This window comes from Cognatiluteimonas telluris (assembly GCF_011320095.1).
Taxonomy (GTDB): Bacteria; Pseudomonadota; Gammaproteobacteria; order Xanthomonadales; family Xanthomonadaceae; genus Cognatiluteimonas; species Cognatiluteimonas telluris.
In genome coordinates this window covers 1-14,446 of the sequence record NZ_JAANOY010000006.1, presented here as the reverse complement: position 1 = coordinate 14,446, position 14,446 = coordinate 1, and the positions used below count along the sequence as shown (strand labels likewise).

The 14,446-nt window shown below is 68.3% G+C and carries 11 protein-coding genes; 7 read left to right on the top strand and 4 right to left on the bottom strand.

From position 1 onward, the window contains the following. Positions 1 to 23: 23 nt before the first annotated feature. Positions 24 to 470, bottom strand: a complete 447-nt coding sequence (locus G7B67_RS05605; protein ID WP_166209212.1) for a PH domain-containing protein — start codon at positions 468 to 470, stop codon at positions 24 to 26. A gap of 87 nt (positions 471 to 557) precedes the next feature. After that, the gene (locus tag G7B67_RS05600) at positions 558 to 1,079 is read right to left on the bottom strand and encodes a hypothetical protein (RefSeq protein WP_166209209.1); all 522 of its coding nucleotides are present in this window, start codon (positions 1,077 to 1,079) and stop codon (positions 558 to 560) included. A gap of 154 nt (positions 1,080 to 1,233) precedes the next feature. Between G7B67_RS05600 and G7B67_RS05595 the strand changes: the two genes are divergently transcribed. From G7B67_RS05595 to ppa, 7 genes are all read left to right on the top strand, one after another. Next, positions 1,234 to 3,306 (top strand): sodium-translocating pyrophosphatase, encoded by a 2,073-nt coding sequence (locus G7B67_RS05595; protein ID WP_166209205.1) that lies wholly within the window; start codon positions 1,234 to 1,236, stop codon positions 3,304 to 3,306. A gap of 369 nt (positions 3,307 to 3,675) precedes the next feature. Then, positions 3,676 to 3,852 carry a hypothetical protein gene (locus tag G7B67_RS05590; protein ID WP_166209202.1) on the top strand — a complete coding sequence of 59 codons (177 nt, stop codon included), beginning with the start codon at positions 3,676 to 3,678 and terminating at the stop codon, positions 3,850 to 3,852. Beyond that, positions 3,845 to 5,569: a hypothetical protein gene (locus G7B67_RS13275; RefSeq protein WP_207780873.1), complete on the top strand. Its 1,725-nt coding sequence runs from the start codon at positions 3,845 to 3,847 to the stop codon at positions 5,567 to 5,569. The genes G7B67_RS05590 and G7B67_RS13275 overlap by 8 nt, the downstream gene beginning before the upstream one ends. After that, positions 5,566 to 7,383, top strand: a complete 1,818-nt coding sequence (locus G7B67_RS05580) for a tetratricopeptide repeat protein (protein WP_166209199.1) — start codon at positions 5,566 to 5,568, stop codon at positions 7,381 to 7,383. Before G7B67_RS13275 ends, G7B67_RS05580 begins: the two co-directional genes overlap by 4 nt. Then, entirely contained in the window at positions 7,380 to 9,206 is a 1,827-nt protein-coding gene (locus G7B67_RS05575; RefSeq protein ID WP_166209196.1) for a hypothetical protein, read from the top strand. The genes G7B67_RS05580 and G7B67_RS05575 overlap by 4 nt, the downstream gene beginning before the upstream one ends. A 74-nt stretch (positions 9,207 to 9,280) precedes the next feature. Next, a complete protein-coding gene (locus G7B67_RS05570; protein WP_166209193.1) occupies positions 9,281 to 9,769 on the top strand; it encodes a hypothetical protein in 489 nt (162 codons plus the stop codon). 97 nt (positions 9,770 to 9,866) lie between these two features. Further along, positions 9,867 to 10,421: an inorganic diphosphatase gene (gene ppa / locus G7B67_RS05565; protein ID WP_166209190.1), complete on the top strand. Its 555-nt coding sequence runs from the start codon at positions 9,867 to 9,869 to the stop codon at positions 10,419 to 10,421. Positions 10,422 to 10,620: 199 nt separating this feature from the next. Here ppa and thiC read toward each other — a convergent pair whose 3' ends face one another. Together thiC and G7B67_RS05555 are read right to left on the bottom strand one after the other, a co-directional pair. After that, positions 10,621 to 12,498 carry a phosphomethylpyrimidine synthase ThiC gene (gene thiC, locus G7B67_RS05560; RefSeq protein WP_166209187.1) on the bottom strand — a complete coding sequence of 626 codons (1,878 nt, stop codon included), beginning with the start codon at positions 12,496 to 12,498 and terminating at the stop codon, positions 10,621 to 10,623. A 260-nt stretch (positions 12,499 to 12,758) separates the two neighbouring features. Beyond that, positions 12,759 to 14,446: efflux RND transporter permease subunit (locus G7B67_RS05555; RefSeq protein WP_166209184.1), on the bottom strand; the 1,688-nt coding region annotated here is incomplete at its 5' end.

Sequence of the window (14,446 nt, the reverse complement as noted above, 5' to 3'; positions counted from 1 at the left end):
CTGCGCTGGCCGATGCGCCGGAATCAGAGCGCCTCGTGCCCCACGTCCAGCTCGCGCACGCGCTTGGCGTCGCGGCGTTTTTCGACCAGACCACGCACCGCTTCACGCACCGCCTCAGCACCGCGGATATCGGCCATCACCACGATCGGGGTACTGGTGTCGGAGGTGCTGAGCACGATGTCGCCGATGCCGGCCATGCGCTGCCAGAACGTCTGCTGGAAGTGCGTGTCCTTGACCCGATACAGCTCCAGGTCATCGGTGACGCGGTTGAACACGCCGACGGTCGTCTTCAGTCGCTGGTCGGTGAGGTCGTAGCGCGTGTTCTTCGTTACCAATGCGCGCCACAGCGCCCACGGAATCGTGACGATGAGGATGCAGGACACCCACGCCCACAGGTTCTGCCACTGCGAAGGCGTGCCACTCCAGACCGACTGCTCGACGCTGCCCATGCTGCTGTCGTGTTCGCTCATTGGCGCCGTCCCCGGATGACGCCGGCATCATAAGCGCAGCGCCGCCGCGCCGGGCACAGACGCGCCGCGCATGCCGGACGATGCGACTCATTCGCAGGGCTTGCCCTCCAGCACCAGCGTCGCGGCGTACATCGGGATTGGCGTGAGGGCCCCGGCCCTGGCCTTGTCCATCGACTCTTGCAGGTAGATCCGCGCGCGGCCCTGGGCGTCGAGCTTGGGTGGCGCGGCGGCGGACGGGTGCCGCCACACGGTGACCACCGCCTGTTGTCCGGGACAGGCGGCGCTGGGCACGCGGATCACGTCGTTGAGGATCCAGCCGGCGCTGCTGGCCGGCTTGGCCTGTCCGGCGTCGACGAAGCGCGCGCGGCCCTGGCAGGTCGGGCTGGTGCGCACCGCACTGAAGTCGTACGGCCGGGCAGCATCGCCGGTGAACATGCCTTCCAGTCGCGTGCAGGCTTCGGGAATGCCGCGCAGCGTATGGCGCACGCCCACCGCCTGCGGCGGGGCCGGCGCGCGGTGGATTTCAGGCGCCAGCCCGGCCGCCTGCAGCGGCAGGCTGGCGGCAAGCAGCGACAGCACGACGGGCAACAGCACGGGGGCGAGGCGCATGGAGGCTCCGTGGTCGGATCGGGGGATCCGGATTGGGATCGGGCCGGCAGGCTGGCACGCGCGGCCTGAACCGGCTTTGACGGCGTTCCGCGCGCCGCGGCGCTGTGCGATAGTCGAGCGGTTGCCACTTGGTTTCCACTCGGGAGGGGGTTTCATGCTGGTCGATTACGGTTTGTACCTGGCGCTTGGCTGCGCCGTTCTTGCGATCCTGTACGGCATCGTGTCCGCGCGCTGGATCACCGCCCAGCCCGCCGGCAACGAACGCATGCAACAGATCGCCGGCGCGATCCAGGAAGGCGCCCGCGCCTACCTCAACCGCCAGTACACGACGATCGGTATCGCAGGCGTGGTGCTGTTCGTCATCATCGGTTTCGCCCTGAACTGGCAGACCGCGATCGGTTTCCTCATCGGCGCGGTGCTTTCGGGCGCCGCCGGCTACATCGGCATGAACGTCTCGGTGCGCGCCAACGTGCGCACCGCCGAAGCCGCGCGTCGCGGCATCGGCCCGGCGATGGACGTCGCCTTCCGCGGCGGCGCGATCACCGGCATGCTCGTCGTCGGCCTGGGGCTGCTCGGCGTCGCCGGTTACTGGGCGGTGCTGGCGCACATGGGCATGACCGGCGAGCCGGCGCTGCACGCGCTGGTCGGCCTGGCCTTCGGCGCCTCGCTGATCTCGATCTTCGCGCGCCTGGGCGGCGGCATCTTCACCAAGGGCGCCGACGTCGGCGCGGACCTGGTGGGCAAGGTCGAAGCCGGCATCCCCGAGGACGACCCGCGCAACCCGGCGGTGATCGCGGACAACGTCGGCGACAACGTCGGCGACTGCGCCGGCATGGCCGCGGACCTGTTCGAAACCTACGCCGTCACCGTCATCGCGACGATGCTGCTGGCGGGCCTGACCTTCGTCGACAACTTCAATGCCGTGCTGTATCCGCTGGTGCTCGGCGGCGTCTCGATCGTGGCCTCGATCATCGCCACGTTCTTCGTCAAGGTGAAGGAAGGCGGCTCGATCATGGGCGCGCTGTACAAGGGCGTGATCGTATCGGCGGTGCTGTCGGCGGTCGCGTTCTGGTTCGTCACCGCGAACCTGCTGCCCGACGGCCTGACCACCGGCGACGGCCTGGTGATTTCCAACATGGCGCTGTTCGAGTGCTCGCTGATCGGCCTGGTGCTGACCGGCCTGATCGTGTGGATCACCGAGTACTACACCGGCACGCAGTTCAAGCCGGTGCAGCACATCGCGCAGGCGTCGACCACCGGCCACGGCACCAACATCATCGCCGGCCTCGGCATCTCGATGAAGTCGACCGCGCTGCCGGTGATCGTGATCTGCGCCGCGATCTGGGGGGCGTTCTACCTCGGCGGCCTGTTCGGCATCGCCATCGCCGCGACCGCGATGCTGTCGATGGCCGGCATGATCGTCGCGCTCGACGCCTACGGCCCGATCACCGACAACGCCGGCGGCATCGCCGAGATGGCGGAGCTGCCACCGGAAGTGCGCAACATCACCGATCCGCTGGACGCCGTCGGCAACACCACCAAGGCGGTGACCAAGGGTTATGCGATCGGTTCGGCGGCGCTCGCGGCGCTGGTGCTGTTCGCCGACTACACCCACAACCTCAACACGGTCGGTGAGGCCAAGGCACTGGCCAGCGGCGTCGCGTACGAAGCGATGCGCTTTGACCTGTCCGACCACATGGTGATCATCGGCCTGCTGATCGGTGGCCTGATTCCGTATCTGTTCGGCGCGATGGCGATGGAAGCCGTGGGCCGCGCCGCCGGTGCGGTGGTGGAGGAAGTGCGCCGCCAGTTCCGCGACATCCCGGGGATCATGCAGGGCACCGGCAAGCCGGATTACTCGCGAGCGGTCGACATGCTGACCAAGTCGGCGATCAAGGAAATGATCGTACCGTCCCTGCTGCCGGTCGCGGTGCCGGTGATCGTCGGCCTGCTGCTCGGCCCGAAGGCGCTCGGCGGCCTGCTGATCGGCACGATCGTCACGGGGCTGTTCGTGGCGATCTCGATGACCACCGGCGGCGGCGCGTGGGACAACGCCAAGAAGTACATCGAGGACGGCAACTTCGGCGGCAAGGGTTCGGAAGCGCACAAGGCCGCCGTCACCGGCGACACCGTCGGCGATCCCTACAAGGACACCGCCGGCCCGGCGATCAACCCCCTGATCAAGATCATCAACATCGTCGCGCTGCTGCTGGTGCCGCTGTTGTAAGCCGGAGCGATGACTGCTCACAACCTTCGCCCCTCTCCCGCTTGCGGGCGAGGGGTACGGGGTGAGGGGAGCCGAAGGCGCGATCAAGATCATCAACATCGTGGCGCTGCTGCTGGTGCCGCTGCTGTAAGCCGGACGTCTCCGGTCTCGAAAGCCCCGCTCCGGCGGGGCTTTTTTGTTGCCCCTCCGCCGCGGCGATCCTCCGGGGCCAATTCAGGCACACTGCGGCCCACGCCCGGGAGCGCCGCCCCGGGAGGCGAGCAGCATGCATCCAGGGGCCCCAGAGCAGCAGGTGGGTTCGCCGATGGCCGGCCCCGAGGCTCGTGCCACGTATGGCGATAAGCGGGTTCCGCTGGCCAGGCCGGGCACATGTCGCTGATCGCAACCTCCGTATGCGGCAACCCGTCCGGCGCCGCGTCGCGGAGTTGCACCGCCTTCGCGCTGGCGAGCCCGGTCGACGGTGTCGCCCTGTCGATGTCCGATCTGCCCGGATCGGCCGCGGGCCGCGCGATGGCGGCTCCTGCCCGCACTGCCGCCCATGGCTGAGCTTTTCGCGCGCCTGCGGCAACGCAAGCTGGTGCAGTGGGCGCTGGCCTACGTCGCGTTCGCTTTCGCGCTGCTGCAGGGCGTGGATATCGTCGCGCAGCGTTTCGCCTGGCCGGCGTCGATCGAACGGTTGCTGATCCTCGCACTGGCGCTGGGGTTCTGCGTGGCACTCGTGCTCGCCTGGTACCACGGCGAGCGAGGCGCGCAGAAGATCAGCGGAATCGAGCTGGGCATACTCGCGGTGCTGCTGGCGATCGGCGGCGGCCTGCTGTGGCGTTTCGAACGCGTGGCGCCTGCGACGACCGCACCGGAAGCCACGACACAAGTCATCGCGTCGCGATCGGTCGCGGTCCTGCCCTTCGTCAACATGAGCGGCGACCCGCGCAACGAATACTTCAGCGACGGCGTTACCGAGGAAATATTGAACGCGCTGGCGCAGGTACCCGGGCTCAAGGTCGCGGCGCGGACATCGGCGTTTGCGTTCAAGGGCAAGGACGAGGACCTGCGCGAAGTCGGCCGGGTGCTGGGCGTGGCGACGGTGCTGGAAGGCAGCGTGCAGCGCGCCGGCGATGAGGTCCGCATCACCGCGCAGTTGATCGACACCCGCAGCGGATACCACCTGTGGTCGGAGAAGTACGACCGCAAGCTCACCAACATCTTCGCGGTGGAGGACGAGATATCGGCCGCCATCGCCCGCAAGCTCCAGGTGCAGTGGAACCGCGGGCATGACGGCGCGCAGCGCAGGCCGGTCGATTCGCGTGCGCACGACCTGTACCTGCGTGGCTTGACGCTGTTCGCCACCCGTTCGATGCCCGCGGCGATCGATGCCTTCGAACAGGCGGTGCGGATCGACCCGCAGGATGCCGCGGCATGGGCGTCGCTGGCCGAAACCAGGGCGATCCTGCCGAGCTACGCACTGGTGCCGATTTCGGCCACCAACCAGGCCGCGCTCGACGCCGCGGACAAGGCCCTGGCGCTGGATGCGGACCTGCCCCTGGCCCACGTCGCGCGCGGCATCGTGTTCGCCAACCAGATGCGGTGGCCGGACGCGGATGCCGCGTTCCGGGATGCGTTGCGGGTCGCGCCGGGCGATGCCGAAGCGATCGACCAGTACGCGCAGTTCCTGTATGCGGTCGGCCAGCTGCGACCGGCGCTGGCGGAAATCGAGCGTTCCCTGCAACGCGATCCGCTGTCCGGTCCCGGCGGCGCGATCCGTGCGCAGCTGCTGTTCGCGCTGCACGATGAACATGCCGCGCTGTCGCAGATGCAGCGCACGCTGCAGGCGCATCCGGAAGGCCTGCTGGAGCACCGCATCGCGGTCTGGGTCTACGTGGGGCAACGCGATTACGTCGAAGCCGAGCGCCAGATGCGGATCGCGTCGACGCTCATCGGCCACGATCCCGACGCCACGGCAGCGCTGATCCGCGGCATGGCGGATCCGGCGCTGGCGCCGGCAGCCGCTCGCAGCCTGCAGACGAGTCCCGCCCTCGCCGCCCTGCGCCGCGACGCCATCGTCCGCGCCCTGATCCTGGCGGCATTGCGCGATCGCGAGGGTGCGCTCGCGGCGCTGGAGGATTTCGCGCGCAACGGCAGCAGCACCACGCCGCAACTGCTGTGGTACCCGATCTTCGACCCGATCCGCCAGGAGCCGCGTTTCCAGGCCGTGCTGTCAAAGGTGGGGCTTCCGTATGCGCCGGCGGCCAGGACCACGCCATGAACGCGATGGGATCGCTCTTCTCCGAACTCAGGCGCCGCAACGTCCTGCGCGCCGGCGTGCTGTACATCGGCGCCGCATGGGCACTGGCGCAGGGGCTGGCGCAACTGCTGCCGCTGTTCGGCGATTACGCTTGGATCGCACGCTGGTTCGTGCTTGCCGCGGCCGTCGGCTTTCCGTTCTGGATCGCGTTCGCTTGGTTCTACGAGTTCACGCCGCAGGGCTTGAAGCGCGAGAGCGAGATCGCCGCGGACGCGTCCATCACCCGCGGCACCGGCCGCACGCTCGATCGCGCGATCATCGCCGTGCTCGCCATCGCGGTGGTGCTGCTGGTCACCAACATCTTTGTATCGCGCAAGGATGCGGGCGGTGCGGCGTCATCCACGCCGGTGAAATCCATCGCCGTCCTCCCGCTGCTGAACGAAAGCGGCGATGCGTCGCAGGACTATTTCTCCGACGGGCTGTCCGAGGAACTCATCTCTGCGCTCGGCCAGGTACACGAGCTGAAGGTGATCGGACGCAACTCGTCGTTCCAGTTCCGCGGGAGGGAACAAGACGATACCGCCCGCATCGGTGCGAAGCTCGGCGTGGCGACGCTGCTCGAAGGCACGGTACGCAAGCAGGGCGACACCGTGCGCATCGTCGCCTCGCTGGTCAACGCCGCTGATGGCAGCCAGCTGTGGTCGCAGACCTACGAGCGCCAGCTCAAGGATGTGTTCGCGGTGCAATCCGAGATCGCCACCGCCGTCGCCAATGCGTTGGAGGCGGCGCTGTTGGGCCGCACCATCGAGATCACCGACAAGCCGCCCAGCGGCAACATCGCCGCGTACGACGCCCTGCTGCAAGGGCGCTATTACGCCGAGCGTCGCAACCGCACCGATTATTTCAAGGCCGTGGCCTACTACCAGCAGGCGATCACGCTTGATCCGGATTACGCGCTGGCCTATGCGCGGCTGGCGATCGCGGAACAGTGGTTCCTGGACTGGGCGCTCGAGGATTTCGCCGAGCGTGCGCCGACCCAGGCGCTGGCGCGCGAGCACGCACGCAAGGCGGTTGCGTTGCGGCCGGACCTCGCCGTGGCACAAGGCGCACTTGGCGTGGTGCAGGCCTGGTCGGACCTCGACGTCCGCACCGCCGCAGCGACCTTGGCGACGGCCGTATCGCTGGATCCGAACAACGCCGAGACGCTGTACCAGCTGTCCGACGTCACCGCGTCGCAGGGCAGGCTCGATGAGGCGGTGGCGATGATGCGCAAGGTGCTTGCGCTGGAACCGCTGAATGCCTCGTTCCACTTCTACACCGGGCAGTTCCTGCTGGCACGGGGCAAGCTCGACGAGGCCGAAGCGCAGCTCAAGCGCGCAATCGAGTTGCAGCCGGCGGCGTCGGGCTATCGTTCCTACCTGGTCGCGGTGTACATCAAGCGCGGACAGCCCGAGCAGGCGCTGGCCACGGCCCTGGCCGAGGTCCCCGGCTACAACCGCCGCACCGCGCTGGCCGAGGTGTATGCGATGCGTGGCGAGCAGGCCAAGGCCGATGCGCAGGTGCGCGGGATGATCCGCTACGCCGATGTATCGCCGATCAACCTTGTGCAGTATTACGCCTATCGCGGCGATGTCGACCAGGCGTTCAAGTGGCTCGAGCAGAGCCTTAAGGTTCGCGATCCGGGGGTGACCACCTTGTACGAGGATCCCTTCATTCCTGCGGCGCTGGATAGTGATGCACGCTTTGCTCCGTTCTGCCTGAAGCTGGGATTGCCCACGCCGGCACAAGTCGCCGCAGGGCGCACCGGATCGCCTGTCGCGGGAACAGCGCGATGAAGCGACTCTCGTTCGTCGCCGAGCTCCAACGCCGCAACGTGCTGCGCGCCGGCGTGCTCTACCTTGGCGCCGCGTGGGCGCTGGCACAGGGCATCGCGCAGCTGGGGCCGGCATTCGGCGCGCCAGACTGGACCACGCGCTGGTTCGTGGCCGCGGCGGCGATCGGGTTGCCTTTCTGGCTGGCGTTTGCGTGGTTCTACGAATTCACCCCGCAAGGGCTGAAGCGCGAAAGCGACATCGCGCCGGACGATTCCATCGCGCACGCCACCGGCCGCAGGCTCGACCGGGCGATCATCGCGGTGCTCGGGCTGGCCGTGGTGCTGCTGCTGGCCAATACGCTGGTTTCGCATCGCGACGCCGGCTTGGAAAGCGTTTCCGCGATCCCCGCCAGGTCGATCGCGGTGCTGCCGTTCGAGGACCTCAGCCCGGGACACGACCACGGCTATTTCTCCGCGGGCATGGCCGAGGAACTGCTCGATGCGCTGGCCCGCGTGCAGGGCTTGAAGGTGGCCGCGCGCGCATCGTCGTTCTATTACGGCAAGCATGATGCCGACCTGCGCACCATCGGAGAGGCGCTGGATGTCGCCAACGTGCTGGAAGGATCGGTACGAAGCCAGGGCGACGCGGTGCGCATCAGCGTGCAGCTGATCCGGACCGCAGACGGATTCGAGGAGTGGTCGCAGACCTATGACGGCGACATGCACGACATCTTCGACGTACAGGAGCGCATCGCGCGCGCGATCGCCGGCCATCTGGAAATCATGCTTGCGACAGCGGACCGCAAACGCCTGGTGCCGGTCGCCACCACCAGCGGCGCAGCGTATTCGCAATTCGTCACCGCGCAGGAACTGGTGAACCAGCGCGTCGGCGACAGCCTGCCGCGCGCGATCGAGTTGCTGCGCAACGCCACCACGCTGGATCCGCATTTCGCACGTGCATGGGCCAAGCTCGCCGTCGCCGAAGCCGTGCTTCCGCAATACGTGGCCGGCGACTGGAAGGCGAGCTGGCAGGCGTCGGATGCGGCCGCGCACCGCGCCCTGGAAATCGATCCCAACGATGCCGAAGCCTACGCCGCCCTGAGTTACAACCAGTTCTCGCAGCGCCATTACAGCGCCATGGTCGAGCCGATGCGCCATGCCCTGGCGTTGGATCCCAAGGATCCGGCGGTGAATTACTGGGCCGCGAACGAACTGGCGGCGATGGGCCGCACGCGCGCGGCCGAAGTGCGCATCGATGCCGCCCTGGCCAACGACCCCGCCAATACCCTGCTGCTGTTCTACAAGAGCATGCTCCGCTGGCGCGCTGGCGATGCAGCCGGGGCACTGGCGTACATCCATCGCGGCGGCGTTTCGGATTCGCCCTTCGGCGCCCTGATGATGGAGTTCTACGACACCGCGCACGGCGATCTGCCGGCGTCCGCGCGCGACTTCGCCAACTCCACGAGCAAGATGGGCACGAAGATCCCAGCCGCCGACCTGCAAGCCATTTACCTTGGGACGTATGGCGACGCGGCCCAGCGCCGGGTCGCGCTGGACCTGGTCGCGACACACGCGGATGACGACTGGGCGCCGACGATGTTGCTGCAGCTCGGCGAACCCGCGCGCGCATTCGACCTCTACACGCACGGGCACAGCGGTCTATCCGACGCCTTCCTCAACTGGCTGTGGCAACCCGAGCCCTGGTCGCGCAAGGCGCGGCGCGATCCCGCGTTCCAGCAATTCGCGCAGCGCCTGGGCATGGTCGACTACTGGAAGCGCAACGGCTGGCCGGATCTGTGCAAACCGGCACCCGCTGCAGGCAGCGATGCTTTCGTCTGCCAGTAATCGGACGGGCGCTGTTTGAAATCGCCGGCCTGCGGCGCCAACATCGGGTGAGCAAGCATCGAGGGGGTATCTTCATGGCTTCGATCTTCGTGGAAGTGCGGGCGCTGCACATCCTGGTCGCCGCCACATGGTTTGGCGCCGCGGCATTCCTGACGCTGTACCTGATGCCGGCGCTGGGGCGGCTGGAACCCAGGGGCGGCGCCATGCTGCAGGCGCTGGAAGGCCGGGGGTTCCATCGGTTCATGGCCGCGAATGCGGGCCTCACGGTGCTCAGCGGTGCCTGGCTCTACTGGACGCTGACAGCCGGCTTCAAGCCGCAGGCGATCGCGAGCACCGCAGGCCTGGTCTACGGGCTCGGCGGACTGGCCGGGCTGCTCGCGGCGATCATCGGCGGGGCCGTGATCGGCCGCAGCGTCACCCGCCTGGCGACACTGTCCGAAAACGACGGCGCCGCTGCCGACACCGCGGCGCTGTTGCAGCGGCGCATCCGCTTGGGCAGCCGTGCCGCGCTCGGATTGATGCTGTTGGCGCTGCTGGCGATGACGCTGGGCCACGCGCTCTAGCCCGCGCGGGAACCCTTTGCTGCATAGCAGCATGGATTGCCGTATCCTGCGCGGCCCCTGAAACACTGCGACATCCCGTCGCCGGAGCCGCGCGCCCATGGGCCTGGACCTCGTCCCCACCGGCAAGAATCCGCCGGACGAAATCAACGTCATCATCGAGATCCCGAAGGACGCCGACCCGGTCAAGTACGAGGTCGACAAGGCCTCCGGCGCGATCTTCGTCGACCGCATCCTGTCCACCCCGATGCGCTATCCGTGCAACTACGGCTACGTGCCGCACACGGTGTGCGGCGACGGCGATCCGGCCGACGTGCTGGTCATCCTGCCGCTGCCGCTGATCCCGGGCTCGGTGATCCGCTGCCGCCCGGTCGGTGTGCTGAAGATGTCCGACGAGGCGGGCAGCGACGAGAAGATCCTCGCCGTGCCGGTCGACAAGGTGTTCGCCGGCTACAGCCACATCGACGACATCGGCAAGGTCAGCAAGCACTGGCTCGAGCGCATCGGCCACTTCTTCGAGCACTACAAGGACCTGGAGCCGGGCAAGTGGGTCAAGCTCGACGGCTGGGGCGACGCCGCGGACGCCAAGCGCATCCTGCGCGAATCAATGGCGCGCTACGACGGCACGCCGGCGACCGACAAGCCCAGGTTCTGACCGCCGCGCCGACGCCGCCACGCGAGCGCGCGGTCGTAATCCAGGCATCAAATTCCACCGGCGGCCGGACGTTTGTCGGAAGCGTCCGCCGCCACGCCGGGCGTCGATTCGCTGCGCCCGGGCACGCGCCGCCCGATCCGGCCGGCAACGGGCGATCGCCGGGCGGATGCCGCCCGGCATCACCAGCTTCCGGTGGCCATTACTGGCGCCGGTAGACCTGGGCGCCGGCTTCGCGGAACTCGGAGGCCTTGTCGGCCATGCCGGCATCCAGCGCCTGTGTTTCGTCGACGCCGTGCTCGGCGGCGTAGTCGCGCACGTCCTGGGTGATCTTCATCGAGCAGAAGTGCGGCCCGCACATCGAGCAGAAATGCGCCAGCTTGTGCGCGTCCTTGGGCAGCGTTTCGTCGTGGAAGGATTTCGCCTTCTCCGGATCCAGGCCAAGGTTGAACTGGTCTTCCCAACGGAATTCGAAACGCGCCTTGCTCAAGGCGTTGTCGCGCACCTGCGCGCCCGGATGGCCCTTGGCCAGATCCGCGGCGTGCGCTGCGATCTTGTACGCCATGATGCCGTCGCGCACGTCCTCGCGGTTGGGCAGGCCGAGGTGCTCCTTGGGCGTGACGTAACAGAGCATCGCGGTGCCGTACCAGCCGATCATCGCCGCGCCGATTGCGCTGGTGATGTGGTCGTAGCCCGGCGCGATGTCGGTGGTCAGCGGGCCGAGGGTGTAGAACGGCGCCTCGCCGCATTCGGCCAGCTGCTTGTCCATGTTCTCCTTGATCAGCTGCATTGGCACGTGGCCGGGGCCTTCGATCATGGTCTGGACGTCGTGCTTCCACGCGATCTTCGTCAACTCGCCGAGGGTCTCGAGTTCGCCGAACTGCGCGGCGTCGTTGGCATCGGCGATGCAGCCCGGCCGCAGGCCATCGCCCAGCGAGAAGGCGACGTCGTAGGCCTTCATGATGTCGCAGATGTCCTCGAAGTGCGTGTAGAGGAAATTTTCCTTGTGGTGCGACAGGCACCACTTGGCAAGGATCGAGCCGCCGCGCGAGACGATGCCGGTGACGCGCCTGGCCGTCAGCGGCACGTAGCGCAGCAGCACGCCGGCGTGGATGGTGAAGTAGTCCACGCCCTGCTCGGCCTGCTCGACGAGCGTGTCGCGGAAGATTTCCCACGTGAGCTCCTCGGCGCGGCCGTCGACCTTTTCCAGCGCCTGGTAGATCGGCACGGTGCCGATCGGCACCGGCGAATTGCGCAAGATCCATTCGCGCGTTTCGTGGATGTGCTTGCCGGTGGACAGGTCCATCACCGTGTCGGCGCCCCAGCGGATCGCCCACACCAGCTTCTCGACCTCTTCCGCGATCCCCGACGACACCGCGCTGTTGCCGATGTTGGCGTTGATCTTGGTCAGGAAGTTGCGGCCGATGATCATCGGCTCGGATTCGGGGTGGTTGAGGTTGTTGGGCAGGATCGCGCGGCCGCGGGCGATTTCGTCGCGCACGAATTCCGGCGTGATCAGCTGCTGGATGTTGGCACCGAAGCTCTGCCCGGCGTGCTGCGCCAGCAGCCCGGCGTCGCGCATCGCGTCCAGCCGCTGGTTCTCGCGGATGGCGACGAATTCCATTTCCGGGGTGACGAGGCCGCGGCGTGCGTAATGCATCTGCGAGACGTTGGCGCCGGCCACGGCGCGGCGCGGCAGCGGCCGGTGGCCGAAGCGCACCGCGTCCAGTCGCGCGTCGGTCTCCCGGCCGCGGCCGAAGGCCGACGACAACGCCGCCAGCGGCTCGCTGTCGGCGCGTTCGGCGATCCAGTGCGCGCGCAGCGGCGGCAGGCCGGCGGACAGGTCGATGCTGGCCTCGGGATCCGAATACGGACCGGAGGTGTCGTAGACCGTGATCGGCGGATTGTCCTCGCCGCCGAACAGGGTTGGCGTCTGCGACTGCACGATCTCGCGCATCGGCACGCGCAGGTCGGCGCGCGATCCGGGGACATGGATCTTGCGCGAGCCGGGAATCGGGCGCGTCACCGCGTCGGAGAGCTGCTCGGTGTCGCGGATGAGTTGCGAGGGGACTGCATTCATGGCGTTCGTCCAAGGAAGGCGCGGGACGAAGCGGCGGCGCGCCACCGCGGGCGGTGTCGCGAAGCTTCCCTACGCCGGAGGCTGTCGGACAGCGCGGCCAGGTTCGAAGGGTCTGTCTCAACCGGGCGCGCATGGCACGCCCGATACCCCCGCTTCGCCCGCTATTGCACCACGCGGGGGCGGCGGAGGCCAGAAAGATCGCAAACCGGGCCGCCCCGGCACGTCAGGGGGGAGGGCGAAGCGGCCCGGCCGCGAAGTCGTCAGGCGCGCGCCTCCTCGGCGCGCACCTTGAACCAGGCCGCATACAGCGCCGGCAGGAACAGCAGCGTCAGCGCGGTCGCGACCGTCAGCCCGCCCATGATCGCCACCGCCATCGGCCCGAAGAACGCGCTGCGCGACAGCGGGATCATCGCCAGGATCGCCGCCAGCGCGGTCAGCACGATCGGACGGAAGCGGCGCACGGTGGCGTCGATGATCGCGTGCCAGCGGTCGTGGCCGGCGGCGATGTCCTGCTCGATCTGGTCCACCAGGATGACCGAGTTGCGCATGATCATGCCCGCCAGCGCGATCGTGCCCAGCATCGCCACGAACCCGAACGGCACCCGGAACACCAGCAGGAACAGCGTCACCCCGATCAGTCCCAGCGGCGCGGTCAGCAGCACCAGCACCGTGCGCGACAGGCTGCGCAGCTGCAGCATCAGCAGTGTCACCACCACCAGCAGGAACAGCGGCAGCCCGGCCTTGATCGAGTTCTGCCCGCGCGCGGAATCCTCGACCGTGCCGCCGGTTTCCAGCAGGTAGCCTTCCGGCAGCCCGGCGCGGATGCCGTCGAGTGTCGGCGCGATCTGCGCGGCGACCGTCGCCGGCTGCAGCGTGTCGCGGATGTCGGCGCGCACGGTGATCGTCGGCAGCCGGTTGCGGTGCCAGATGATGCCGTCCTCGAAGCCATCCTCCAACGTGGCGATCTGCGACAGCGGCACCGACTTGCCGCTCGCGGTCGGCACCGCGAGGCTGGCCAGCATCTCCAGGTGCGTGCGCTCGTCGCCCGAACCACGCAGCAGCATCTCGATCAGCTCATTGCCTTCGCGGTAGGTGCTCACGTGCAGGCCCGACAGCGAACCGGACAGGAATTTCGACAGCGCCGCCGAACTCACCCCAAGAGCGCGGGCGCGCTGCTGGTCGATGTGCATGCGCACGACCTTGCTCGGCTCGTCCCAGTCGAGGTTGACGTTGGTGACGTGCGGATTGGCCGCGACCTTGGCCATCACCTGCCGCGCCAGCGCGCGCACCTGGTCGACGTGCTCGCCGGAGACGCGGAACTGGATCGGATACCCGACCGGCGGCCCGTTTTCCAGCCGCGTCACGCGCAGCTGCAGGTCGGGGAAACGCGGGATGACGTCGTGGATCAGCCACTGGCGCACCTGCTCGCGGGCCTCGATGTCCTCGGCATGGACCACGAACTGGGCGAAATTCGCCGCCGGCAGCTGTTGGTCCAGCGGCAGGTAGAAGCGTGGCGAACCGGTGCCGACATAGGCGACGTAGTTGTCGATCCCGGCGTGGCCCTTGAGCATCCCCTCGAGCTTGTGCGCCTGCCTGGCCGTCGCCTGCAGCGACGCGCCCTCGGCCAGCTCCATGTCGACCATCAGTTCGGTGCGGGTGGAGTCGGGGAAGAACTGCTGCGGCACGAACCGGAACAGCGCGATCGACAGCACGAAGGCGGCCACCGTGGCGCCGATCACCAGCCAGCGGTGCGACAGGCACCAGCCCAGCAACGCACGGAAGCGGCGATAGAACGGACGCTGGTAGGGATCGTGGTCGTGGCCGTCGTGCGTCGCGGCGGCGGGCGCCAGCGCGAACGCGTACTGCGGCCAGCGGTCGGCGAGCCGCTCGCGCCACGCGCGCAGGCGACCGGCGGGCGAGCGCGGCGACGGCGGCTGCGGATGCGCCA